Source organism: Megasphaera paucivorans, assembly GCF_900103535.1.
In the GTDB taxonomy this organism is placed as follows: Bacteria; Bacillota; Negativicutes; order Veillonellales; family Megasphaeraceae; genus Megasphaera_A; species Megasphaera_A paucivorans.
Genome location: NZ_FNHQ01000015.1, coordinates 15,558 through 39,987 on the forward strand (window position 1 = coordinate 15,558; position 24,430 = coordinate 39,987).

At 43.9% G+C, this 24,430-nt stretch carries 24 protein-coding genes; 3 read left to right on the top strand and 21 right to left on the bottom strand.

Annotation, left to right across the window (positions count from 1 at the left end):
* Window position 1: 1 nt before the first annotated feature.
* The gene (locus BLR11_RS07945; RefSeq protein ID WP_091650428.1) at window positions 2–2,164 is read right to left on the bottom strand and encodes a DUF7657 domain-containing protein; all 2,163 of its coding nucleotides are present in this window, start codon (window positions 2,162–2,164) and stop codon (window positions 2–4) included.
* A gap of 190 nt (window positions 2,165–2,354) precedes the next feature.
* Here BLR11_RS07945 and BLR11_RS07950 point away from each other — a divergent pair, with 190 nt between their 5' ends.
* The gene (locus BLR11_RS07950) at window positions 2,355–3,887 is read left to right on the top strand and encodes a pilus assembly protein TadG-related protein (protein WP_091650431.1); all 1,533 of its coding nucleotides are present in this window, start codon (window positions 2,355–2,357) and stop codon (window positions 3,885–3,887) included.
* Window positions 3,888–3,903: 16 nt separating this feature from the next.
* Here the strand turns inward: BLR11_RS07950 and BLR11_RS07955 are convergent, their stop codons facing one another.
* From BLR11_RS07955 to cpaB, 10 genes are all read right to left on the bottom strand, one after another.
* Window positions 3,904–4,245 (bottom strand): DUF192 domain-containing protein, encoded by a 342-nt coding sequence (locus BLR11_RS07955; RefSeq protein ID WP_091650434.1) that lies wholly within the window; start codon window positions 4,243–4,245, stop codon window positions 3,904–3,906.
* A 1-nt stretch (window position 4,246) separates the two neighbouring features.
* Window positions 4,247–5,194, bottom strand: a complete 948-nt coding sequence (locus BLR11_RS07960) for a type II secretion system F family protein (protein ID WP_176762915.1) — start codon at window positions 5,192–5,194, stop codon at window positions 4,247–4,249.
* 5 nt (window positions 5,195–5,199) lie between these two features.
* Window positions 5,200–6,597 (bottom strand): TadA family conjugal transfer-associated ATPase, encoded by a 1,398-nt coding sequence (locus BLR11_RS07965; RefSeq protein WP_091650439.1) that lies wholly within the window; start codon window positions 6,595–6,597, stop codon window positions 5,200–5,202.
* A gap of 29 nt (window positions 6,598–6,626) precedes the next feature.
* A complete protein-coding gene (locus BLR11_RS07970; protein WP_091650441.1) occupies window positions 6,627–7,136 on the bottom strand; it encodes a hypothetical protein in 510 nt (169 codons plus the stop codon).
* Window positions 7,137–7,307: 171 nt separating this feature from the next.
* The gene (locus BLR11_RS07975; RefSeq protein ID WP_091650444.1) at window positions 7,308–7,505 is read right to left on the bottom strand and encodes a Flp family type IVb pilin; all 198 of its coding nucleotides are present in this window, start codon (window positions 7,503–7,505) and stop codon (window positions 7,308–7,310) included.
* A 126-nt stretch (window positions 7,506–7,631) separates the two neighbouring features.
* Window positions 7,632–8,609: a type II secretion system F family protein gene (locus tag BLR11_RS07980; RefSeq protein ID WP_091650447.1), complete on the bottom strand. Its 978-nt coding sequence runs from the start codon at window positions 8,607–8,609 to the stop codon at window positions 7,632–7,634.
* A gap of 5 nt (window positions 8,610–8,614) precedes the next feature.
* Window positions 8,615–9,733 (bottom strand): CpaE/TadZ family protein, encoded by a 1,119-nt coding sequence (locus BLR11_RS07985; protein ID WP_091650449.1) that lies wholly within the window; start codon window positions 9,731–9,733, stop codon window positions 8,615–8,617.
* Window positions 9,734–9,794: 61 nt separating this feature from the next.
* Window positions 9,795–10,634, bottom strand: coding sequence for a CpaE/TadZ family protein (locus BLR11_RS07990; protein WP_091650452.1), 840 nt, complete (start codon window positions 10,632–10,634; stop codon window positions 9,795–9,797).
* A gap of 40 nt (window positions 10,635–10,674) precedes the next feature.
* Complete coding sequence (locus BLR11_RS07995) at window positions 10,675–12,405, bottom strand: type II and III secretion system protein family protein (RefSeq protein ID WP_176762916.1); 1,731 nt, start codon at window positions 12,403–12,405, stop codon at window positions 10,675–10,677.
* 13 nt (window positions 12,406–12,418) lie between these two features.
* Window positions 12,419–13,393 carry a Flp pilus assembly protein CpaB gene (cpaB, locus tag BLR11_RS08000; RefSeq protein ID WP_091650457.1) on the bottom strand — a complete coding sequence of 325 codons (975 nt, stop codon included), beginning with the start codon at window positions 13,391–13,393 and terminating at the stop codon, window positions 12,419–12,421.
* Window positions 13,394–13,675: 282 nt separating this feature from the next.
* Between cpaB and BLR11_RS08005 the strand changes: the two genes are divergently transcribed.
* Window positions 13,676–14,323: a prepilin peptidase gene (locus tag BLR11_RS08005; RefSeq protein WP_091650459.1), complete on the top strand. Its 648-nt coding sequence runs from the start codon at window positions 13,676–13,678 to the stop codon at window positions 14,321–14,323.
* On the opposite strand, the gene BLR11_RS08010 is transcribed toward BLR11_RS08005, so the two are convergent.
* Window positions 14,320–14,985, bottom strand: a complete 666-nt coding sequence (locus BLR11_RS08010) for a Crp/Fnr family transcriptional regulator (protein WP_091650462.1) — start codon at window positions 14,983–14,985, stop codon at window positions 14,320–14,322. The two genes, BLR11_RS08005 and BLR11_RS08010, sit on opposite strands and share 4 nt — an antisense overlap.
* 134 nt (window positions 14,986–15,119) lie before the next feature.
* Here BLR11_RS08010 and BLR11_RS08015 point away from each other — a divergent pair, with 134 nt between their 5' ends.
* On the top strand, window positions 15,120–15,860 hold the full coding sequence (locus BLR11_RS08015; protein WP_091650465.1) for a 4Fe-4S dicluster domain-containing protein: 741 nt from the start codon (window positions 15,120–15,122) through the stop codon (window positions 15,858–15,860).
* Between the two features lie 105 nt (window positions 15,861–15,965).
* Here BLR11_RS08015 and BLR11_RS08020 read toward each other — a convergent pair whose 3' ends face one another.
* The 9 genes from BLR11_RS08020 to rsxC form a co-directional block, all read right to left on the bottom strand.
* Complete coding sequence (locus BLR11_RS08020) at window positions 15,966–17,366, bottom strand: FAD-binding oxidoreductase (protein ID WP_091650467.1); 1,401 nt, start codon at window positions 17,364–17,366, stop codon at window positions 15,966–15,968.
* 268 nt (window positions 17,367–17,634) lie between these two features.
* Complete coding sequence (locus tag BLR11_RS08025) at window positions 17,635–18,075, bottom strand: Lrp/AsnC family transcriptional regulator (RefSeq protein ID WP_091650470.1); 441 nt, start codon at window positions 18,073–18,075, stop codon at window positions 17,635–17,637.
* A 137-nt stretch (window positions 18,076–18,212) separates the two neighbouring features.
* On the bottom strand, window positions 18,213–19,157 hold the full coding sequence (locus BLR11_RS08030; RefSeq protein WP_091650472.1) for an FAD:protein FMN transferase: 945 nt from the start codon (window positions 19,155–19,157) through the stop codon (window positions 18,213–18,215).
* A 115-nt stretch (window positions 19,158–19,272) separates the two neighbouring features.
* The gene (rnfB, locus tag BLR11_RS08035) at window positions 19,273–20,118 is read right to left on the bottom strand and encodes an RnfABCDGE type electron transport complex subunit B (protein ID WP_091650475.1); all 846 of its coding nucleotides are present in this window, start codon (window positions 20,116–20,118) and stop codon (window positions 19,273–19,275) included.
* A gap of 30 nt (window positions 20,119–20,148) precedes the next feature.
* A complete protein-coding gene (locus tag BLR11_RS08040; RefSeq protein WP_091650476.1) occupies window positions 20,149–20,724 on the bottom strand; it encodes an electron transport complex protein RnfA in 576 nt (191 codons plus the stop codon).
* Window positions 20,724–21,344 (bottom strand): electron transport complex subunit RsxE, encoded by a 621-nt coding sequence (gene rsxE / locus BLR11_RS08045; RefSeq protein WP_091650479.1) that lies wholly within the window; start codon window positions 21,342–21,344, stop codon window positions 20,724–20,726. The genes BLR11_RS08040 and rsxE overlap by 1 nt, the downstream gene beginning before the upstream one ends.
* Window positions 21,345–21,346: 2 nt before the next feature.
* A complete protein-coding gene (locus BLR11_RS08050; protein WP_091650483.1) occupies window positions 21,347–21,901 on the bottom strand; it encodes an RnfABCDGE type electron transport complex subunit G in 555 nt (184 codons plus the stop codon).
* Window positions 21,902–21,903: 2 nt separating this feature from the next.
* Window positions 21,904–22,956: an RnfABCDGE type electron transport complex subunit D gene (locus tag BLR11_RS08055; protein WP_091650485.1), complete on the bottom strand. Its 1,053-nt coding sequence runs from the start codon at window positions 22,954–22,956 to the stop codon at window positions 21,904–21,906.
* Between the two features lie 71 nt (window positions 22,957–23,027).
* Complete coding sequence (gene rsxC / locus BLR11_RS08060; protein WP_091650488.1) at window positions 23,028–24,407, bottom strand: electron transport complex subunit RsxC; 1,380 nt, start codon at window positions 24,405–24,407, stop codon at window positions 23,028–23,030.
* Between the last annotated feature and the right edge of the window lie 23 nt (window positions 24,408–24,430).

Sequence of the window (24,430 nt, forward strand, 5' to 3'; positions counted from 1 at the left end):
GTTATGACTCCTTATCATAGAGTACCTTATATATGATCCGGCCATTAGCCCACACAATAGGTTTGAATTTAATAGTAGTTGTATCGAGCGGCTGCAGATCTGTACTGTCTGATAAAATATAGCGCACACCCAGCCTTTTTACATCATCGCGGCTTAGTGTAAGTTCTGCCAAGTCACCATGTTCAGATATATATGTCGATGGTTCTTTCGTAATTTCTCCGATTTTGATATGACCGCAGCGATTCAATACCCAGCGTTCTTCGTCATTCAAATCTAATTTATTCCAATTATCCCAAGCTACATAGGTATTGTAGCTGTTAATTGTCGGAGCTCCGAAAATAGGCGGATAGTTATTCAACGTCGTTTCTTCTCCTATTACGATCCATTTTCCCTTATCCACAGAGGCAATCTGTGAAATCGCCTGTCCCAATTCAGTTTTATACACACTGGCAGTTCCCTGCGCAACGGGATTGATCATGCCGCCGATACACAGAAACAGCCCTAGCAGCAACGGCCCCAGATGACTGCGGTAACGACAGAAACAAGCAATTCCCACTGTCGTTACCAGGAGCAGGACGATCGTATTTACCGGCATATATGCATCTTTACAATAATGAAAAGATGCCCACGCCGAAAACAAAGCAATTCCATCTGCCAGAAAAGCCGTCTGCCATCGGCCGAGCCGCTGTGGATATATGATAATCGTACGCAATATCAATACTACATTGATATACGAAATAGGAATAATCATACGTCCTTCGGGTACTTCAAATAGCAATGTTCCCGCAGCCAGCCAGCGCGGCCAGGGAAACATGCAAAAGGCAATAAATATGACATCGAGTATCAGCAATGCAGTGATCAAGGCATCTATTTTACGCGCTTTCGCCATTTGATAGAGTGCCAGCAAAAATCCAAAAGGTGCAAAATCAAAAAATTGGCTCAAATTAAACGCATATTGCGGTTTTGTGATAGCACTGAACGGCGTAAATAATCCCAGTCCCGAATTAAACAGCCAATCCCAGGTCAATCCCCCACCGGTAATAAACCGTTCTCCGGGATAGACGCTGGAACGGATAAGGGCAATAGCTGCCGCCGACATATGCAGCGTATGCAGCAGCGGCAAGATAAGCATCGCTGCAAAAATACCGCCGCAGACTACATCCAGTCTGCCCCATTGATGCTCCCGCCAATGTTGTTTTATGATCCATATGGCAAAAATAAGAAAAATATAGGCAAACGGAATTTGCCAAGCCGGATACATAACATATACATATATACCTGCCAAATACGAAAGCAGCAGGCCCCAGCCAACCTGCCGCCACCCTGTCCGGCACTGCAGATACCGATGAATAACGAGAACTGCCGCCTGCCCGGCTATGAGCATTTCCACAAATTCATTGACGCCAAACCACCATTGCACAGCCGGAGACAAAACCGTCATCAGCGTATAGTACCACGCCCACGTATGGTTGTCTTTCAGCCACAACCTGCCAAATTCATAAGACACAAGTCCCAATATAAGGAGCCGTCCTATCCAGAAAAAAGCAAGGCCGTTTCCCGGGGGCATGACCAGATATCCCAGCATAAAGGGACGAAATAGGGTACATATATCCCATACCGGCTGTCCAAGGACAATAAACACATCCGTGGGTACGGCCCGCAAGTACGGGTTGAAATAGTTAAACGTACTTCCGTCCGGTCCGGGTACATATTGAGAAAACGCAAAGGAAGTCATGTTAAGCCATTCATCAAAGCGATCCGGCCGGCTAAAACCAATACGTGCAGTATCCACATTGGCATCATCCAGTATTTTTGCATATACTCCGATAGCCGAACCATGAATTTGAAGCAGCGTCAACACACCCCAAAGTCCCACTCCCACATACCATCGATACCGATACAGCCAGCCCGGCCACCGTTTGATCCGCTGCACCACCGCATATTGTATAATAAACTGCTGCAGGGGGCGTCTCGCTTTATATAAGCAGCCGCTGATAATCAGGTACATACTCACAGATGGAATAATAATAGGAATATATTCAGCAAAATGATACCGGTCTTCACTGGGAATAAAAACAGCGACAGGAATAACCATAAAATACGCCAACCCTAATAGAAACAGCAGCCATTTTTTATTTACTTTTTTTCCCCGTTTATGCAGCATGCAGATAACCCTCAACTATTTGTTAGTAAACCACTTTTATTATATCACAAACCCATTTATAATATAGATAAGTTAAAATAAAGAATTTCTGTTTATACATTTTTTCGTATTACATCTTTTATAAAAATACAAGACTGTATAACAAGAAAACAGAAACGTTATACTTTTCCGCCGGAAAGGATTTTCTATCATGCTTATACCACAACTAAAATCATACTTGAAACATCAGCGCGGTGCTGTATTTCTGTTATTTGCCACTGCCTTTTTACCCATAGTTTTGGTTAGTACCGCCATAGCTATCAATGTAGCGACTATTCAAGTACAAAAAACACAGCTGCAAAATGCAGCTGATGCAGCAGCATTAGCTGGAGCATCACAATATGGCAGTGCTTCTGACACAGGCACCATAACGGCTAATATTAATTCTTATGTCAGCAGCTATGTTGGAAAAAATACATTTAATGCCGCTATTGGAGATACTCCTAACGCAACTGATTTTCCTAATGATACACATACAATAAATATTAATATAACACAAGGAACGCGAAATACTGCCAAAACAGTAACAGTTGACCTACGCAGAAAAGTACCACTATATTTTTTTGGATTACATTTTCTGCAAGATTTTACAACGATAAATATTGCGGTAAGAGCAACCGCAAAATATGTTCCTACCACCACTGCCACACCTTTTTCAATTTTCAGTGAAGGCCCATTCAAAGATAATATACTGTTTGCCGGTTCAACAAACCAATCTTCTATTAATATTGTGAGTCCTAATATTACACTTAATCTCGGCAATGTCCGAACAAATGGAAAAATCGATTTATATGAAAGAAAAGAAAATAGTAATATCAAACTAACCGGACAAGTAAATAGTACGTCTGTCAATGTCTACAGTCCATACGCTCCGGATCAAGCATGGGCAAATATAGTGCAGGTAGGAGGCTGGAATCCTGGAGATATTCCTATATATGAAGTCAAGGGCTTTGATATAAATAGCATAAATTATGTCACTAAATTAGAATATGATACCAGCGGAAAACCTTATTATCTCCAATATCCCATTACTGGCAGTCAAAATATCACTAATATCAATTATTCCGCAAATACAGATATGGCAGATATTAATACGTATATTAATACAATTCTAAATAACTCTTCCCCTTCAAATATTACTTCTAATTGGTGGGATGATAAAAACGAATATGGAGGAAACAATATCACGAAAACGGACAATCCGTATTCGCCCCCAACAATCACCGCAAGTACAGGAACACAAGTATACTACACCTCTGGCAGTATAGAGTTAAAAAGTGCAACAAGCACCTACCCTAACGACGGAGTTACAAAGGTTATGCTATACAACGCCGGCGTAACTCCTTGGGCTGCTCGGTATTACAATGTCGTCATTGCCAATGGCGATATCAATTTCAGCGGGAATACCGCTAATACTAAAAATAGTCCTTTTATTGTTGTTTCACTTAACGGAAATATAAATTTACATAACAGCACCGATTTTTATGGTTATGTATATGCACCCAAAGGCAATATCCGCGTTGATGTAGGCGGTACCGTATATGGTAGTCTGGTAGGAAATACCATATACATCAGTTCCGCAGGACAAATTATCAATTATCAATCGTTTGCCGATTCATCCGGAAGCAGTGGCGGCGGCAGTTCCAGTTCTGCTAGCTCCGTTTCCTTAATTCCTGATTCTTAATTCCACATATTCCATATTACCGTATAGCCAAATTTTGATTTATGCGCCACTCCAATGTTTTCACTGTCCCTGCCGGCAATTCGATCGTATGCTTAGCTTTGCAGCACCCGCTTATTTGCCAAGGATGGAGATCCGAAACGATTTTTACAATACGATAATCGGCATCTACATATACAATGTCAAGGGCATAGCGCATAAAAAACATATGGACGGCATTGCAATCAGCAAGCAGCAATCCTGTATACGCTTTCAATGTTTTTGTACCCAGAAGGCCGCGCAGGCGTTCTAAAAAGGAGCCGGCAACATAGAGTTCTATGGCCGGCTTTTTGTTTGTTATAATGCAATATTTTTTCTTCATATCAGAAATTTCCTTTAAGTTGCGTCAGTACAGTCAAGACCAAGGGACCTAGTACGACTATAAAAATAGTCGGGAAAATAAAGAAAGCCAAAGGAAACACTAATTTGACCGGCAGCTTCATCGCTTTTTCCCGAATCATCTGCCGATGACGGTCCCGCATATTATCGGCTTGGATTTTCAGCATATTGGCCAAACTCACTCCCAAGCTTTCCGTCTGAATAACAGCAGCCACGAAGAGATACACGGAATCGACATGACAGCGGTTCGCCATTGCTGTCAAAGACTGACGCCGGGTCATCCCCATGCGCACGTCACGAAGCATGCGGTTTGTTTCATCAGCCATCGGACCTTTCATGCGTTCTCCTACCTTAGTCAACGCCGCATCAAAAGAAAGTCCCGCCTGTACACTGACACACACCAAGTCCATCATATCGGAAAGTTGTGCGTTGATTCCCTGCCGTCGTTTGGTAATCATGACACTAAGGCAAAACCATGGCAGAAACATCCCACAAAAAAACATGACAAGCACGATCATCAGACGCTGCATCAAAGGCAATACATCCGTAAATATAAACCCTAACGATAATACGACCATCCCGGTACCGCATAAAACCATAACGAAAAAAAAGGTACCTGCATTCCAGATGTATTGTTTTCCTGCCCATGTGATCCGCTGATCCAATGCCCGGTACAACGCCTGCGGGGTCATCGCCTTGACGCGGTTTCCCACAATAAACATGATCCAATCCCATATGCGCAGCAAGGAAATACGCAGTGAACGATGCGGCCGTTGTTCCTGATACATCTTTCCCGTCTGCATAATATCGACAGCCTGCAACCCTTGTACCCGGTTACGTACTTGGTACCGAGTAGAAGAGCGCCGTACAAAAAGCATAAAAATCAGTAGGAAAACAGCCACTCCCGTTGTTATCGAAACAAACAAAATCATCTGTATCACCATCCCGTCTGTTCATCCGGCATATTCACAATCTCCATGTTTTTAGGCAGTTCCACACCGTTGATAATAAATTTTTCCATAAAGCTCGGACGCAGTCCGGTCGCCTTAAACGTGCCTAATACTTTTCCTTCTTCGTCTACTCCTTCTGGAATAAACCGGTATAAATCCTGCAACGTTATTACATTTCCCTCTAAGGACTGCACCTCTGTAATATAGGTGATTTTCCGGCTGCCATCACGCATACGCGATTGATGTACAATCAGATCCAGCGCTGAGGATATCTGTTCCCGTATGGCTTTGACCGGAAGATCCATTCCCGACATAAGCACCATCGTTTCCAGTCGGCTCAACACATCCCGTGGACTATTGGCATGCGCTGTTGTTAAGGATCCGTCATGGCCCGTATTCATGGCCTGAAGCATATCTAACGCTTCCCCGGAACGAACTTCTCCTATCAGTATCCTGTCCGGCCGCATACGCAGGGCATTCCGTACCAAATCGCGGATAGACACGGCACCGCGTCCTTCAATGTTCGCCGGCCGAGCTTCCAAGGTCACGACATGATCTTGTTCCAGCCGCAGTTCTGCCGCATCTTCAATCGTAACGATCCGTTCTCCAGAAGGAATAAAACTAGACAATACATTCAATGTAGTAGTTTTCCCGGAACCCGTACCACCGGAAACGATGATATTCAGACGTGCCCGGATACAGGCTTGCAGAAAATTCACCATGTCTTGATCCATGGTGCCGAATTCCATCAGTTTTTCGGCACTGATAATATCCTTGCTGAATTTACGAATCGTCACGCAAGGACCCATCAGCGACAGCGGCGGAATAATAATATTGACTCGAGATCCATCGGCAAGACGCGCATCTACAAGAGGAGACGCTTCATCGACACGCCGCCCCAAGGGCGTAATAATACGTTCAATGATATTCATTAAATGGGCCGTGTCGTAAAATTGCACGTCCGTATGATGAAGTTTCCCTTTTTGTTCCACAAAGATATTTTTCGGTCCATTGATCATGACTTCCGTAACCGTATCATCCTTAAGCAGCGGTTCTATCGGCCCCAGTCCAAGAATTTCATCAATCACGTCATTAATAATGGTCTGCCTGTCCCCCCGAGGAACCACAAACGGGTTTTCGTCAATCACACGGTTGCAGTAACTGGAAATAACCTGTTCTACCGTATTCCGGTCCTGTCCTCCGTGCGTCAGCAGCCGCTGCTGCTCAACATTCATTTCGGTTACGATTCGGTGATGGATTTCCAACTTCAATGCACGATACTGATCGCTCTCATTGGCGTTAATCGTTTTTTCCCGTATAGAAAATATTTTTTTTGGTATATCTTGTTCCGGCAGTTTTCCGAGCCGTTTTACTAACGTGCCCATCGTAAGACTCCTTTATAAAAATAATATAATTACTGACTGGAGGAGGTGCTGCCCTCCCAGTACATCGTCGAAGTAGCTTTGATCGTATTTGGCAGGATACTAAATATATCATTCAGGCCGCTTTGCGTTTTTGTCGCCGTCATCGTAACGGTCACATATGCATCACCAGTCGTACTCGTCGTACTGCTGGTGGTTCCTGTAGAAGAACTACTAGTCGTCGAACTGTTGGAATAATAAGTATACATAAAAGCATCTGGCGTACCCGGCTGTATTCCCTTTGTCGGATTCCACACATAATAGCTGCCCAACAATGTATTCCCATTTGTCTTACGGGTAATGATCGCATCTCTGGCTGTCGACATAGTCGAGGTCGTCTGTACGGATAATTCCCGCGCACTTTCTCTGGCCAAGGAGGCTACCGTGGTATAATAATAGCCAAAAATAAACACAAAATATACAACAAAAACAAATGGGATGGCAAGCATTAGGACAATGCCAAATTCCACAATACCCTGTCCTTTTTTATGCAGCAGATTCATCTCCATTGCCCCTTTCTTTTCTCTATTTTAACAAATCCAGACCTAAAAGGGAACAGGTTTAATACTTCTGCAAAAAAAAACAACTTCTCTCTAGGAGAAGCTGTCTTTACCAGTTCTTTGAAGTATAACTTCCGTGTTACCGTCGATATAAACCCATTATCTGATTTTATTTCACGAAGTAGTTGCAATGCTGGATAAATCACTGCCAATTTTGCTGTAAATCGTAGATAAGGAGCCTTTAATATTAAAGCCAAACCAAATCATGACACCAATAAGAACTACAAGCAGTAAAATAATAGCGTATTCGGTAAGTCCCTGACCTTTTTCGCCTAAATAGCGATTCATCAAATACTGTACATACGTCAACATATCGTTTCCCTCCCCTCCATCCGTACTCTTTATATACCCTTGCATAATCATAAGGTATATCACGTTTTGATTATACACTATGTATTTTTATAATTCAAGACTCATTTACTATTAATTGTTTCTTGTTTACATCTCGATATTGACCAATTTTCGGATAATCATCAGTCCTATGAAATCAAGAAAGATTCCTACCCCAATTAGAATCCTGCCTATAGTAAGCGTAAACAAAGGCATCATAAATTCAGGAGCTATCAATAATATAATTCCAGCAAAACCAAACGGCAGACATGCCAGAATATACCCGGACAAGCGACCTTGTGCCGTCAGCGCCTTGATTTCCCGTTTCATGCGGATCCGATCCATAATCGTCTGCGCTACGGTATCTAAAATCTGCGACAGATTGCCGCCTACCTGCCGTTGAATCAGTACAGCCGTTACGACAAGGTCCAAATCCTTGCTGGGAATGCGCCGTCCCATATTTTCCATGGCTGTTTCGGTGCTGGCTCCCAATTGTATTTCCATGATCGTCTTGGTAAATTCTGTGGAAATAGGCGGACTCATTTCCCGTCCCACCAAGGACATGGTCTGATTAAAGCTGAACCCGGCTCGCAGGGCGTTGGCCATCATGACCAAGGCATCCCCCAATTGATTGCCAAAAGCCGTTCGCCGCTGCTGTATATGAATCTGCAGCCAAAAAAAACTGGCAATCATAGCCATCAAGCCCAACAGAACTCCTGAAAACACATTCTGAAAGAGAATGGCCGCAACCACACCCGCAACGATGCCCACGAGAACCATCAATACGATAAAATCAGCCCCGCGAAACGGCAGATCTGCCTGCTGCATGCGCTGATCCATGGAAATGGCCTGCGGCATACGGATAATAGAAGATCCAATGGGATGGATCACGCGAAGCAGTGCCTCGAAAAATTGTCCTGCCACCTGTCTTCTCGGTTGCGCCGCCTGTATATTACGCTGTTCCATATACGGCCGCATCTTCGCATTAACATCCACACGCTTTGTGGATACGCCGGCACGCAAAAGAAAGATAGTTATCACGATGAAGAAAAACAATCCGATTGTCAAAGAGAGGAGAATAACCACAAGACTCAACCCTTCCTATCTGCTACATACATCTTTTTGGCAATAGCCGCAACGCTCTTGGCAAATGCTGAATCCGGACGAATATCTGCTACGATTCGTCCGTTGTTAGCCGCCGTAGATAACAGAAGATATTCATTCGGAATAATGGCATATACGGGATTGCCTAATTCGCTTTCCAACCATTGCCGCATGTCTTCCGTGCAAGGTTCTACCCGAGAAAAGAAAACACGGACTCGTTCCGCATAGTCATCCCAAGTTTTAAAAATATCCAAGCATTTTTTCATGTGTTCTATTTCAAACCCGCCGCTGATCATCGTCATGACCGCCGTCATATCGGCTGTCTCACAGGCCGCATTGGTAATAGGTCGAAAGGCAGGCGGCAAATCGATCAAAATATACTGGAATATTCCTCGTGCCATTTGCACGAGGGCCGTAAAATCATCGGGCATAACCTGCTCAGACATCTCCGGTATCCGCGTGCTGCAAAGAACACTGACCTTCTCAGACACAGGAATAAAGTAAGAATTCAAGGTCGTCGGCGATAAAAAAACAATATCACGAACAGCTTCTACTATCGTACTTTGTGGATTCAAATTAAAAAACATGGCCATATCGCCAAATTGTAAATCTGCATCTATGATGCCAACACGACCTTGGCTTTCTTCAGCTAATGACATAGCAAGGTTAGCGATAAAGGTTGTTTTGCCACTTTTCCCTTTCGGACTGAAAAAAGCAATCACTTTTGAATGAATTTCCTCTTCCTCAAACGCCCGCACACTATTGACTAATTCCATAGAAGAAAACGGTGCCACCAGAAACCCGCCGGCACCGGATTTTATAACAGACCGAAATAGATTCAAGGACCATTTTTTCCCTAATGCCAGCAATTGCGTATTAGGGAATTTTTCCCGGAAATCTTCAATAATAGCGTACGTGTCTATATGGTCAACATCAAGCAATATCAATGTCGGACGAAATATCCCTCCCTGGTTCAGCGCATCGTGTGAATCAGTGTATGCAGCAGCTAGTTGAAAACCAACCGTTTCCTGTATGACGGTGGCCATATCCTGCAGCAGTTTTGTATCATTTTCCACAAGCAAAACACGATATTCCTGTGTTGCCATGTTATACCTTCCCTTCTATCTCTAACCCGTATGTAAACACAACGGCAGTTTATTTAAATGCCTACTTACGGAATAATCCAAAAAGCCCGCCGCTGTTTTGCTGAAGCACCGGCGTCTTGGTACTGCGTGCTTTCCCCGTTCTATTCGTATATTTATCGGTCAATTCTATTAGCCCTGCCGCCAGAGGAGAATATCTCTTTGCCTGGTCTAATACGATCGGCACAGCTGATTGTATTGATTCAACAGCCGCTTTAAAATCATTGGGCAATACATGATAAAAACGAGCATCCAGCAGCCGTTCCACGTCGCTGATTTCTATATTTGTTTTGGCATTGCTGCGGTTTAAAATAAACCGGATTTTATTAGAAGCATATCCGAGCCGTTTCATCGCTTCATATCCCATTTTCATATTTTTGATCGTTGGGATAAAATCCACGATTGCAACGGCTGTTATAATCGTGCTGATATCCATGATCTGCAAATTGAGTTCCGTAAACGTTGCCATGGCATCTACAATTACATAGTCGTATTCACGGCGCAGTTCTCCCATGACTTTTCCCACCTGCTTGGCAGAGACATTATACGATTGTTCCAACGTATTCGGCGCAGCAATAACAGAAAATGACGTGTCCTCGTATTTATACAGCGTTGTATAGGTCAGCGGATCAAACTGTTCCGGATTTTTATCTATTGCTAATTGGGCATCATATATTGTCTGCGTCGGTCGGAGTTGCAAAAAATTCGCTATATCGCCAAACTGCAGATCTAAATCAACAACACAGGCTCGAAATCCTTGATGAGCCAATTCCGCAGTCAGATTTACCGCTATCAATGTCTTTCCCACTGCGGAAGCCGTGCTGAACACAGTAATGATAATGCCGTTCCTGCTTATTTCTGCCATTACTGTTCCCCCTTTTCCATCGATACCACAGGTTATCCCATTATGTTATATTTTCTTTTGCTTTCTCATTCTTTGCCCTGAGAATCGCCAGCTTTTGCTCTAAAAGTCCCGGCGTATGATCTGACGGGCTCGTATTATTTGTATCGTTCATATGCTGATCTAAGCGTACGGGAACAATCCCGTTATTTGCATTATTGGCCGCCACGACTTGCTGATATGAGTTGGTTGTTCTGCTCATCGTATGTATACTGGCTTCTCGGTCCGCTTCGGTAGCGGCATGGATAAAATTACTATCCGGGGTATTGCCTGCTTCCTTCGCAGCTTTCGCGAGTCGTTTTGCTCTGGCTTTCGCGATTTCCTCTTTTTCCTTTGCTTTATTGGCTGCTTTTTGAGCTGCTACCGCTTCATCTTCTTCTTGATATTCGTCTTTAGCAACGACTGTATTGCTGTCCATGATCTTAGGAATGACCGGCATTTGCTGTTCATCCCGAGTGATGGCGTGCAATTCATGCTGCATCGCTTCAGACACTCTTGTAGGTGTTGAATTATCGATTAGTGTCGGTGTAATAAAAATCAATAATTCTTTTTCATCATGTGATTCTGATACGTCACGGAACAACCGCCCTAATATAGGAATATCTCCCAATATAGGAATTTTATTAATGGATTTTGTTTCCTCCGTGCTGATAAGACCGCCGATTACCATAGTCTGTCCGGAAGGCAGGCTGACCACCGTTTCTGCCTTGCGTGTAGCAAGTCCCATTAACGATGTGCCATTTACAATAATTCCTGCTGCAGAGCTTAACGTGCTGACGGACACCATTACTTTGCTGGTAATCAACCCGTCTTCGTTCGCAATGGGTTCCATATTGAGTTCAATACCATAATTTTTCCACTGCACATTGGTAGATCCATTGGAATTGGTAGAAGGAACCGGCATTTCTCCGCCGATCAAAATACTGGCTTTTTGTCCGCTCATTGTTACCACATGCGGCTGAGATAATACTTTAGCATCGCCATTTCCGATCAATAAATTTAAGGTTGCCATTAACGGAGCTGTCGTATTATATTTTCGTGAATTGACAGCAATAACATTATTATTACTATCATACGACATCGTTGTCGTATCAAATTTACTATACTGTCCAAAAGAAAAGCTGCCCGGATTAACGGAGGCAATCCCGGTCGTACTATCAACAGAAGCGGCATTGCCCCAATTAATACCTAAATTTTTGGTTTTATTTTTAGATATTTCAACAATTCGCGCTTCAATGCGAATCTGCATCGGATCCGTTAACGTGAGCATGTCGATTACATCACTGCCATACATCTTGGCAATGGCTTCTGCACGCTGCTGCTGTTCCTGATCCTTCACTTCGCCTGTGAGAAGTATTTTGCCGCCAATTTTATCGACATGCACGCCGGAATACCCGATAATTCGCTGAATTACCTCTCCTGTGCCTACGTCCTGATCCGTAATAATGACATTATAATCATGCCGTCTTCCGCCGCCGTCCCACACGTAAAGAGAAGTCGAACCTACCCCTTTGGCAACAAGTACCAACTGTTGTCCCGAAGTCACCGTCACATCGGCAATGGCAGGATTGGCGATCGCAATGCGGGAAATCCCGCCATTTATATTCATGATTTGAGATTGATTGATATCGATCACAATGTCTGAAGCCGCCCATGCGACAGTAGCAGACATCATCCATACGGCGGTACAGAAAGGCAATGCCCATATGCCGTTTTTCAGCTTTTTCTTGTTCATAGCTTTCTGCCCCCTATTGTACACGTACCTGACTGACTGAATTACCGCGGATAACTTCAATTCCACGGCCGCCGCCATCGCTGTATCCCGATGAACCGTTGGAAATCACTTGGGCTTGTGCCGGCGGATAATACGGCATCGGAGCAGTTGCCGGCTGAACAGGCTGTGAAGGTTGCTGTTGTTTTGGTTCTTCTTGTCCACCGGCCATATATTGGAAATAATCAGGAACAACCGTATAGGATTCACTCGGTAAATCCGGCCGCAGGGCCAGATACAGAATGCCTTCCTGCAACGCCCCCTGCACACGCATTACATCCGAAGGCTGTACGGCAATCGTAACCATCCCCAATTTTCCTGCAGGCTGCTGTTGTTTATCTTTATTGTCCTTTGCATCTTTGGCATCTGTTCCCTGCACATTGTTGAAAGAGGTATTCACTGCCAGTAATAATACATTCTGAAGTATCAGTTTTCCGTACACAGCGTTTTTATACGCTTTGTTCGTACTGATCATAAAAATATCCACATAATCGCCCGGTTTTACCAATCCGGCAACGCCGGTAAGATCATTGATCGGAATTGTAATCGCCCGCATATTATCCGGAATCGTCCCGGAAAAACCGTTTCCACCCGTAAGTTTTTGTCCGGTAATGATATCTTCCTTCATAATCCTTACAGCCGCCGCTTTCCCTACGGCATCTCCGATTGTATGTACGGCATCCTGAGATACTACATCCTTCGGAACGTTTATGGTTTTTAACATATCTTTGGTAATTCGTGTCCGCTCCGGTATATCTACTGCCGCAACAACAACATTCTGATATTGCGGAACGACAGCTCCCTCTTGTCTCGGTGTCAAAAATCCCGTCAAAATGATATAAATAATACTCGCAACAATCACACTCAATATAAATGCCAAAAATACCAATTTGCGAGGTGACATGACTGCTAGCTTTTCCGGCAGAGCTTTGAATTTGTCCAATAATTTCATCACAAGGGCCTCCCTTGTATTTTATATCAAATTTCAGGCAGTATTCTCATTTTCAAATTTTACAAATAACTACATACGTACCCCAAGTACTGCCCTTCATTTCAGTATATATTAATTTTAGTTTTTATTACAATTAAATTTAGTATATCATATTTGCTATTTCAATGCTATGCATGTATTACATGTTCAAATCACGTACTGCATATTTTACCTGTATTCTGAAAAAATCGGCAAGCTATGCTATAATAAAAAAATAAGTCATTTTATGAGGAGGACTCGGCTATGCAGCCTTTTTTTTCTATATTTTTAATCGTTTTCATCCCTTTTTTAGCATATGGAACCGCTATTATATTAAATCATAGTATCCTTTGGGGATATAAAAAGGCATCTTCCGAATTGGAATTTCCTGAAAAATTAACACAAAGAGCTACGCACACGCGCCGGCAGAGACTGACGCTCGTACTTTTTATCTTTTATGGACTGGCTCTGTGGGCCGCATCCTCTTGGCCGCTGTTATTGATATATGTCGTATATGCCGCAATCTTGGGCGCTATTATTGTCATGGATTTTGAACAGCAAATTATTTTGAATACTTTTGTATTGGCACTGGCACTATTGGCATTGGCAGCCACTCCCGTATTATCTGCCGCACTGACAGAACGAATTCTTGCCGGGGCCGGAAGTTTTGCCATTTTTCTTCTCTTAGCCGTATTAACACGCGGTGGCATCGGCGGCGGGGACATTAAATTAATCGGTGCCTTAGGATTATTTCTCGGATTAGACCGTATTATTTTTACCGTCGTCTGCGGCATCATTGCTGGCGGCCTCGTCAGTCTCTTCTTATTATCCACTAAACGAAAGAAGCGGAAAGATGCCATTGCCTATGGTCCCTATTTTGCAATAGCTGCTATGATTGCTTTATATGTTTAATCTCCACGCAGCGTAAAACGATTCTTATGAAAATCAATGATTCCTTCATCCCGCATCCGGCCTAGTTCAGAGGACATCGCACTGCGGTCTACGGAAAGAAAATCTGCCAGCTGCTGCCGGTCAAACGCAATATCAAAAGAAGAAGCTCCGTGCCGGCGTGCTTCATCAGACAAAAACGCCATCAATTTCTGCCGCGTTGTACGTTGTGATATATACCGAATTTTCTGTGTCAGAAAAACATTTTTTTCCGCCATAATAGCCAAGAGGTTTCCCATCAATAAACTGGCATATTTTCCGGCATTAATTTCCGTTCTTACAAATTTATCTATATCTAAATACAGTACCTCTGCTGCCAGCGCAGCTACCGTATCTACTTCACTTTTAGCATTCTGTACGCAGGCAAACCCTTCGCCAAACATCCCGCCCGGTGCAACACGCGCTAAAATATTGCGGTTGCCCCAGAAGTCTTCTTGTATAATATGGACTGCCCCGCTTAACACAATACCAATATGATGAATTTCATCACCCGCAAAAAAAATAAAGCTGCCTTTTTTGTAGCTTTTTTTTCTTGCCTCCAACCCTTGCAGCATAGGCAAAAATTCATCTTGCCGTACTCCTTTAAACAGAGGATTTTTTTTAAAAATATCGGTGTAGCTTCCCATAATTCACCTCCATGTTGTAAAAACAACGGTGCTTTTCTTTTTATTGTACTATACTTACATCGTAAGGTAAAGGAAAAACAACAAATCACACTCGTATTTATACAGAGTGCTCATTTTTAAGGAGGATACTTATTATGATCAGAAGAATTATACATATCGACCAAGATGCATGCAACGGCTGCGGAGCTTGTGCCCAAGCCTGTCACGAAGGTGCGATTGCCATGGTAAACGGCAAAGCGCAACTGATGCGCGATGATTATTGCGACGGGTTAGGTGATTGTCTGCCTACCTGCCCTACCGGCGCCATCACGTTTGTAGAACGGGAAGCCGCAGAATATGACGAAAAAGCAGTAGAAGCAAATAAAAAGACAAAAGGTCTCCCGTTACAGGGCGGCTGCCCGGGAAGCCGCGCACAAAAGATCACCCATACGCCCCCCGTCGGCGGCTGCCCGGGACATAAAGCCGCAGTTATTACTCCGGCAACTGCCACGGCGGCCGTGCCTGTCGGACAATCGCAACTGCGGCAATGGCCTGTTCAAATTAAGTTAGCTCCGGTCAATGCCCCCTACTTTGAAAATGCACACCTGCTTATTGCGGCAGATTGCACTGCCTATGCCTATGCTAATTTTCACGAAGACTTTATTAAAAATAAAATCACGCTGATTGGCTGCCCCAAACTGGATGATGGGGATTATGCAGAAAAATTAACAGAAATTATACGCCGTAACGACATCAAGGATGTGACGATCGTCCGCATGGAAGTTCCCTGCTGCGGCGGGTTGGAAAACGCCGCCAAAAGAGCGTTGCAGGCAAGTGGGAAATTTATTCCTTGGCAGGTAGTTACTCTCTCCATCGACGGGAAAATAATAAGCTAGACGGTACGCTGTGTATTTGCTGGACCGTGATTTCCGTGCTTTTATTGTTTTTTCAGATTGCCAATAAGGGTATCGATATGTAGTTATATCGATACCCTTATTTTTTTACGCTTCTATTAATTTTCCCGGATTAAGAATAGTATTAGGATCCATTGCCCGTTTTATCGTTTTCATCATATTTAATTCGCCGGCCGGCGTAAATTTTTCCATATACGCCAACTTTTTATTGCCGATGCCGTGTTCTCCGGCTAATCGTCCGCCTGCTGCATACGTGTATGCATACACATCTTGATGAAATGCTTCTACATTCTTATCCCACTCTTCATCACTCATATCCATTTTACATAGAACGATATGCAGGTTACCATCTCCAATATGTGCATTGATTTTAACTTGGAAGGGATAGTTTTTCCCCACTTCCATGATATGTTCAATCGTTGTCGCTATGTTATGCACCGGTACCACAATATCATCCGTAAGAGAGACCTTGCTGATCTGTTCTACAGAGGTCTGACAATTACGCCGCATATTCCAGACGCGTTCATCGGCTTCCAAGACCTCTGCGGCTCCTGAGGCTTCACATACCTGACATACCGTTTCCATGCGGGTATCCAGTTCCTCTTCCCGAAAGCTTTCTACCGTTATAATGACATACATACCATCTTCATAATGCGGCATATTGGTATATCCGCAATAGTCGGCACAGCCGCGCACATATGAATTATCCATATATTCGACACTCGTCGGTTCTATACCGGCTTTTAAGAGCCGGGGCACCATTTCCAGTGCTGTATCCGGTTCTGTATAAATGGCCAATACATCAAATTTATACGGCGGCAGCGGCGATAATTTCAACGTTGCTTTGGTAATAATTCCTAGCGTACCTTCACTGCCAATAACCAGCTGTTCCAGACTGTATCCGGTAGAACACTTCTTCAAACAAGCACCGAGTTCCACAATGTCTCCCGTAGGTGTTACCATTTCCACGGCATATACCTGATTGCGAGTAACTCCATACCGGACGGCCTTCAATCCACCGGCATTGGTAGCTAAATTGCCGCCGATCAAACAGCTTTCCGAACTGCTGGGATCTCCAGCATACAGCAAGCCTGCTTCTCGAGCCCGTCGCTGCAGATCGACCGTACGAACACCCGCCTCCACCACCATATACATTCCGTCTTCATTAAGTTCCAAAATAGTATTCAATCGTTCCATGGACAATACCAGTCCACCACATACAGGAATCGCCCCATCGGCCAAACTGGTTCCGCCGCTGCGCACTGTAACAGGAAAACCATATGTATTCGCCAACTTAAGGACAGCCGCTATTTCTTCGGCATCCGCAGGAATAACGGCAGCTTCGGGCATATGAAACCGTTTCGGATCCGATTCGTAATCGGTCTGATACTGCACTAATACATCGGTATCTGTTTTTATATAAGATGGTCCAACAATATCCCGTAATTTTTCTATTATTTCTTTTGTAATTGGCTGGTACTCCTTCACGTTACCGCTCCCCCTTATGCAATTCCTAATCTTACTCGGCACTTTGCCAATACGGCTATAGCATCCGTATAAGAAGGCGTGCCGTTTCTGTACTGCAGCATACGCTCTATAATCTATACTGCAATTGTCTATTATTGTATCACGTTCATAAAAAATTGCAATACATTATCGATTCATCGTACGGAATACAATCTTCTCATCAAAAAACGATGCCGCATTTCTGCCACATCGTTTTCTGCGTACTATTCAGCTGCATTTATATTTGATTTCATACATTCCATTCTTCCTTCAGCGTCGAAAGACACATAAAGGTTTGAGACGAAGCTACTGTCGGTATTTCATTCAATTCGGTCATAAGGAAGTGTTCCAAATCATCAGGTGTATGAACCAGCACCTTTAGCAAATAATCAAAGGCACCTACTACATGATGACATTCCAGCACTTGCGGAAAATCAATGATTTTTTGACGGAATTCATCAACATCTCCAGACCGTTCCAGATTTACCATAACAAAAGCCGTCACATTATACCCTGTCTTCCTACGGCTGATTTTTGCACCATATCCTTCAATAATGCCGCTATGTTCCATCTTACGGATACGTTCCGCTACAGCTGGGATAGACAGACCTACAACCTTGCTGATTTCTGTCGCCGAAACTTTACCATTCTTCTTTAAGATTGTTAAAATTTTGTCATCGATTTGATCCATTTTCTACTCCTATCTTCATTTAAATATTCCCTCCACCCACTTCTCTTATTATCTTATATTATAAAGGAAAAGTAAAGAGATAATTTAAAAGTTAAAAAAGTACTGTCTCCACACTTGTGCAGACAGTACTCGCCGCCTTAATTCGATATATGAAAATCCGGGTTTAAATCAGAAAATTGTTTTTTAAACCCATCCGTGACATATACGGTCCCATTTGTCCCCGTTACCTCACATTCGACGCCATCCATATCATTAATCAAATCTCGTCCTTTTTCAGGCCCTAAAACGAATACTGCTGTTGTCAGCAAATCACTAAGCATTCCGGCATGTTCTACCGACCCATCAATAATGATAGTATCGCTCATAATGCCAGAATCAGCTGGACGTCCGGTTCGCGGATCGAAAATATGAAAATATCGGTTGCCATTTTCAATAAAAAATCGTTCATAGTCACCGGATGTAGACAATGCCTGATTTTTGATGCTTACAATACCTAAATACTCGCCTTCTTTTTCGGAGCGTGGATGCTTAATCCCTATATTCCAAGGTTTCCCCTTTTTATTAGTACCTACTGCATACATAGAACTAGCCCCCATATTGATAAGTCCTTTTTCAATATGATGCGCTTCGTATATCTTGCGTACTTCATCAACAGCATACCCTTTGGCAATCCCCCCTAAATCAATAGACATTCCAGGTTGTGCCAGCATAACACTGTGGTCAGAAGAACGCAGACGAATATTTTTATAATTTACCTTAGAAAGGGCTGCCGCAATTTCACTATCGGAAGGAACATGCTGCTGATCCGTTCCAATGCCCCACAATGTCGTAATAGGCCCTATGGATATATCCCATTCTCCCTGACTTTTTGCAGAATATTGCTGTGAATATGCAATCATTTCATAAATAGCCGGATCTACTTGGACGTATTCTTTCCCTGCGGCCTCATTAATACGACTCACATCACTATTGGGATTCGTCGTACTCGCTAAAGAATCCAATTCCGCAATTTTAGCAAATCCTTCATCTACCGCTTGTTTTGCTTCTTTCCCGGTAGCTTTAAGAGATATCGTCGTATCCATTGCAATTCCGCTTCTATCATAAGACTGCTCCGGACGCAAAGAGCATCCGGAGCAGTTTATCATTACAATAGAAACGGCTAGGCATATCAGCCTTATATACCGTTTTCTGTTCATATTACCCTACGTTTTCTTCTTTTTTGGTTCTCGCAACCAAGGCCGCAATCGCTTTGGTCGGACATTTATCAACACAGGTCAAATCATCGCACTCACGGCAGATGGACGGATCGACAATCGCCAAATGATCAACGACTTTTACGCCACCCTTATGCGTGCAGTTCTTCATGCAAAGACCACAGCCAATACAAGCTGCTGTACAAGCTTTACGAGCAGCGGCTCCCATATCTTTCGAGCTGCAGCTTACCGTAACCTTAGCACTGATAGGAATCAATTCAATAACATGCTGCGGACATATAGAAGCACATTTACCGCACCCGGTGCAGAGAGATTTGTTAACTACAGGGATTCCATTTTCACCCATGCTCATGGCACCAAAAGGACATGCTTTGACGCAATTGCCAAAACCAAGACAACCATACTTGCAGTCTTTCGGACCTTGCTGCACTAATTTAGCAGCAGCACAGTCATGAACCCCTTTATAGTTAAACGCGAGTTTAGCAATGCCCGCACCGCCACGACAGCGAATATGAGCATATTTGGGTTCCGTAGCTTCCGCAACTTTACCGGTAAGGTTTGCAACAACAGTCGCAACTTCCGCTTTACCAGGAACACAGAGGTTAGGCGGAACTTCCGGATCAAGTACGACGGCTTCCGCATATTTTGCACAACCAGCAAAACCGCAGGCACCGCATTGTCCTTTGGGAAGTGCTTCTTCCACTTCACCAATAAGCGGATTTTCTTCCATGGCAAATTTCTTATCGGCCAGAGCCAGGACGAAGCCAAAGACAACGCCGACACCGGTCATGATAACAACCGCCATTATCGCGATTTGAGTGTAATCCATAATAACTATTCCAACTCCTTTGCGTAACGATTATAACATACCGGAGAAACCGAGGAATGCCAATGAAAGCATCCCGGCTACAATAAAGGCAATAGGCGTGCCTTTTAAGGCTTCCGGAACATCGGCATAATCCAATTTTTCACGAGCGCTGGCCATCAGGATCAATGCCAAGGCAAAGCCTAACCCGGAACCAACGGCAAATACAATATTTTGAATGAAATTGTAGTTGTTGGTTACGCTCAATACAGGTACAGATAAAACAATACAGTTTGTTGCAATCAGCATAAGGTAAATGCCCCACATGTTATACAAGGTCGGAGACATTTTCTTAATAACGATTTCCAGCAGCTGTACAAAACTTGCGATCAAAACAACGAACGTAATAGTACGCAGGAAGGTCAAGCCAAATGGTACCAGAATGAAGTTGTACAAAAGCCATGCCAAAATTGTACTCAAGGTAATGACAGAGGTAACGGCAAAGCCCATACCGATTGATGCATTCAAGTTCTTGGAAACACCAAAGAAGATACACAGGCCCAGGAACTTGGTCAAAACGAAGTTATTAATCAATACTGCACCGATAAACAGTGTAAAATAGGCACCCATTACGCTTCACTCCCTTTCATTTTCTTCATTTCCCGCGATTTATTCCACATCTTAAGACCTGCCATCATAAAGCCGATAAGCATAAAGGCTCCCGGCGGCAGCGCCATAATCAAAGCCGGCTGATAGGATGCGCCAAACATAGATACACCGAACAAGGTGCCATTGCCAAAGAGTTCACGAACTACGGAAATGACAAACATGGCAATGGTAAAACCCATCCCCATGCCCATGCCATCGAGGAAGGAAACGACCACACCGTTCTTCGATGCAATAGATTCGGCACGAGCCAGAATGATAGCAAATACGACAACCAAATCAAGATATACGCCCAAGGCTTTATACAGATCCGGTGCATAGGCCATCAAGAATAATTGTACACAGGTAACAATCGTAGCAATACAGGTAATGTATACCGGTACACGTACTTTTTTATTGATCGTTTTACGAATAATAGAAACGACTACGTTATTTGAGGTAATAACAAACCATACCGTAAGACCCATCGTCAGGCCGTTGACTACGCTAGTTGTAACAGCAAGCCCCGGGCACAAGCTCAATGCCAGTACGAAATACGGGTTTTCTTCAATGATGCCTCTGGTAAATACTTTCCATAAACTCATAATCAGTTACCTCCTAACTGCGCTGCTGCTTCAACAGCTTCTTTAACGCCCTTAGTAACTGCGCGGGAAGAAATAGTAGCCCCGGTCATAGCCTGGATATGTTTTGTATCACTCGGTGTCTTTGTTACTTCCAGGTTATCTAATTTCTTACCTTTAAACTGATTACGGAACGGTGGTTTCGATGCATTATCACCCAAACCCGGAGTTTCATTTGCTTCGAGAATGGTATAATCAAGAATAGTGCCGTCCTTAGAAACAGCTACCAGCATTTTGATCGGTCCGCCATACCCCTTCGGTTCGCTCGGAACAATAAAGGCGATTGTCTGTCCGCCCTTTTGGGCTAGGAAGGTATCTTTTTTGCCGGCTATTTCTTTAAAGTTGTCGGCATCAGGAACAAGAGCCTTCATAGATTCCTGTTTCATTTGTTCAGCCTTTGCAGCCGCCGTCGGTCCTGTAATAAAGAAAACAGCACCGATAATACAGCCGGAAACAAGGCAGGTGAGTATAAGATTGAGTGCAATCTTAAAAATGTTACTTTGTTCGTGATTTTCAGCCATTTTTATTTTGCCCCCTTTGCCTTTACTGCGCCAAAGACTCTGGGTTTAACGAGGCGATCAATAAGCGGCGTGAGCGCATTCATCAAGAGGATGGAATAGCAAACACCTTCCGGATACCCGCCAACAAGACGAATCAAAACCGTAATCAGACCACACCCCAAAGCGAAGATAATTTGTCCCTTTAACGTAATAGGAGCAGTAACCATATCTGTAGCCATGAAGAAAGCACCGATGATAAGACCGCCAGCCATCATGTGGAAGAGCGGATCACCGGAGAATAAGCCTGTACCGAGAGGAATACCGCCAACGATCCACATAAGGATGCCAACGGTAGCGATCATGGTAACAGGAACCTGCCAATTTACATATCCTTTATAAATGAGGTATAACCCGCCAAGGACTAAAAGTACGGTGGAGGTTTCCCCCATAGAACCATTACGGAAACCAATAAACATTTGCTGATACATTGTCATCGGATCGTTGCCAAACATCGCCAGTAATGCATCATGGCCGCCATGTTTCAATACATTCAGCGGCGTAGCGCTGGCTACCGCATCGACAGTGCCATTCAGGCTTGTCCATGTCGTCATGGCGACCGGCCAGGAAACCATTAACCCCGCACGGCCTACATGAGCCGGGTTAAATAAGTTATAACCCAAGCCACCCATAGATTGTTTACATACAACGATAGCAAGGAAAGAACCAATGATGCTCATCCACCACGGTAAGGTCGGCGGACAGCACATTGCCAGCAACAAGCCGGTAATAACAGCACTACCGTCTTGAATGGTAACTTTTTTGTGCATCATTTTTTCCCATAAATATTCAAATATAACTGCGGAAACAACTGCTACAATGATGTTGACCAGGGCGTTCATACCAAAGTAGAACACACCGAATGCCGCTGCCGGTACCAATGCGGCAACAACATTCCACATAATTTTAGGAATTGTTTCGTTACAGCGAACGTGCGGCGAAGATGATACAGTAAATTTATATTCCTGCATGTCTTTAGCATCCTTTCCTTTTGTTTGTCCTTCTGCTACTGGACTCATGATATCCCTTCTTCCCTATTACTTGTCTGCCAGGGCTTCTGCCTTAGCTTTCCGCTTCGGCTTCGGCCATTTTACATTCTTTGAATCGTGTCCTTCAGCGAAGTTTCCGCCTTAGCTTTCTGCGCTTCCGTCTTAGCTTTTGCAGCTGCCTGCAAGGCTTTGCATTGTCCTTTTGCATTGCGGATATATTGAACAATATTCCGTTTTGCCGGGCAGGTATATACACAGCTGCCGCATTCTACGCAGTTCATGACACCGTATTCCATGCATTTTTCCCAGGCAGAGCGTTCGGAAAAGATACTCAGCTGGCTCGGGATAAGCCCCATGGGACAGGCTACAACACAACGGCCGCAGCGAATACAAGGGGATTCTTCACCGACTTCACATTTTTCAGCAGATAAACAAGTAATACCGGAAGCACCTTTAGCAATAGGAACATCCAAGCTGAATTGTGCAAGTCCCATCATAGGACCGCCGCTGATCACACGATCCGGCTGTTTAGAAAAGCCGCCGCAATAATCAACACAAGCTTGATACGATGTACCGATACGGACCAAAAGGTTTTTCGGTTCTTTAATGCAATCACCGGTTACGGTCGTAATACGTTCGATAAACGGAATACCGTGGCATACCGCATCGGTAATAGCTAAAACCGTACCTACGTTACTGACCACACAGCCGACATTCATCGGCAGGCCGCCCGGTTCAACTTCGCGTCCCGTAACAGCTTTGATCAGCATTTTTTCTGCACCCTGCGGATATTTAGTCGGCAAGGCTTCTACAGAAACACCCTCAATACCCGTAAAGGCTTCCTTCAGTACTTTTACTGCTTCAGGTTTATTGTCTTCCACCCCGATATAAGCGGTTTTAACACCCAAAGCTTTCATACAGATCTGGACACCCGTTACTAAACGATCGGAGCATTCCAGCATGCCGCGATAGTCGGCCGTCAAATACGGTTCGCATTCTGCACCATTAACGATAAATACGTCGACAGGTTTGTTCGGAGTCAATTTTACATGTGCAGGGAAAGTAGCACCGCCGCAGCCAACAACACCGGCCCGTTTAATCAGGTCAATGATTTCCTTGCTGTCTAATTGATTCCAGTCATGTTCTTCCGGAAGTCCATCTGCCCATTCATCCAAGCCGTCGCTCTTAATGACAACGGACATGCACTTAACCATCATGTTATGGGGCATAGGGGCTACCTTGATAACGTCACCGGAAGTAGATGCATGGATGTCAGCATGCAAAAATGCATCGCTGGTCCCAATAAGCTGGCCTTTTTTCACATGATCGCCGACTTTTACGGTCGGAGTACATGGAGCGCCAAAATGCTGGCTCATCGGGATGACTACTTCTTCCGGTACTGCTAGGGTTTCTATTGCTTTGTCCTTCGCATAGATCTTGCCATCATCCGGATGGACCCCACCGATAAAGCTTTTCATCATCAAAAATCACCTCATTAAATATA

Excerpts from the sequence above, each read along its gene's own strand:
- BLR11_RS07945 (WP_091650428.1), bottom strand. The coding sequence starts at position 2,164 with ATGCTGCATAAACGGGGAAAAAAAGTAAATAAAAAATGGCTGCTGTTT.
- BLR11_RS07950 (WP_091650431.1), top strand. The coding sequence starts at position 2,355 with ATGCTTATACCACAACTAAAATCATACTTGAAACATCAGCGCGGTGCT.
- BLR11_RS07955 (WP_091650434.1), bottom strand. The coding sequence starts at position 4,245 with ATGAAGAAAAAATATTGCATTATAACAAACAAAAAGCCGGCCATAGAA.
- BLR11_RS07960 (WP_176762915.1), bottom strand. The coding sequence starts at position 5,194 with ATGATTTTGTTTGTTTCGATAACAACGGGAGTGGCTGTTTTCCTACTG.
- BLR11_RS07965 (WP_091650439.1), bottom strand. The coding sequence starts at position 6,597 with ATGGGCACGTTAGTAAAACGGCTCGGAAAACTGCCGGAACAAGATATA.
- BLR11_RS07970 (WP_091650441.1), bottom strand. The coding sequence starts at position 7,136 with ATGAATCTGCTGCATAAAAAAGGACAGGGTATTGTGGAATTTGGCATT.
- BLR11_RS07975 (WP_091650444.1), bottom strand. The coding sequence starts at position 7,505 with ATGTTGACGTATGTACAGTATTTGATGAATCGCTATTTAGGCGAAAAA.
- BLR11_RS07985 (WP_091650449.1), bottom strand. The coding sequence starts at position 9,733 with ATGGCAACACAGGAATATCGTGTTTTGCTTGTGGAAAATGATACAAAA.
- BLR11_RS07990 (WP_091650452.1), bottom strand. The coding sequence starts at position 10,634 with ATGGCAGAAATAAGCAGGAACGGCATTATCATTACTGTGTTCAGCACG.
- BLR11_RS07995 (WP_176762916.1), bottom strand. The coding sequence starts at position 12,405 with ATGAACAAGAAAAAGCTGAAAAACGGCATATGGGCATTGCCTTTCTGT.
- cpaB (WP_091650457.1), bottom strand. The coding sequence starts at position 13,393 with ATGAAATTATTGGACAAATTCAAAGCTCTGCCGGAAAAGCTAGCAGTC.
- BLR11_RS08005 (WP_091650459.1), top strand. The coding sequence starts at position 13,676 with ATGCAGCCTTTTTTTTCTATATTTTTAATCGTTTTCATCCCTTTTTTA.
- BLR11_RS08010 (WP_091650462.1), bottom strand. The coding sequence starts at position 14,985 with ATGGGAAGCTACACCGATATTTTTAAAAAAAATCCTCTGTTTAAAGGA.
- BLR11_RS08015 (WP_091650465.1), top strand. The coding sequence starts at position 15,120 with ATGATCAGAAGAATTATACATATCGACCAAGATGCATGCAACGGCTGC.
- BLR11_RS08025 (WP_091650470.1), bottom strand. The coding sequence starts at position 18,075 with ATGGATCAAATCGATGACAAAATTTTAACAATCTTAAAGAAGAATGGT.
- BLR11_RS08030 (WP_091650472.1), bottom strand. The coding sequence starts at position 19,157 with ATGGATACGACGATATCTCTTAAAGCTACCGGGAAAGAAGCAAAACAA.
- rnfB (WP_091650475.1), bottom strand. The coding sequence starts at position 20,118 with ATGGATTACACTCAAATCGCGATAATGGCGGTTGTTATCATGACCGGT.
- BLR11_RS08040 (WP_091650476.1), bottom strand. The coding sequence starts at position 20,724 with ATGGGTGCCTATTTTACACTGTTTATCGGTGCAGTATTGATTAATAAC.
- rsxE (WP_091650479.1), bottom strand. The coding sequence starts at position 21,344 with ATGAGTTTATGGAAAGTATTTACCAGAGGCATCATTGAAGAAAACCCG.
- BLR11_RS08050 (WP_091650483.1), bottom strand. The coding sequence starts at position 21,901 with ATGGCTGAAAATCACGAACAAAGTAACATTTTTAAGATTGCACTCAAT.
- BLR11_RS08055 (WP_091650485.1), bottom strand. The coding sequence starts at position 22,956 with ATGAGTCCAGTAGCAGAAGGACAAACAAAAGGAAAGGATGCTAAAGAC.
- rsxC (WP_091650488.1), bottom strand. The coding sequence starts at position 24,407 with ATGATGAAAAGCTTTATCGGTGGGGTCCATCCGGATGATGGCAAGATC.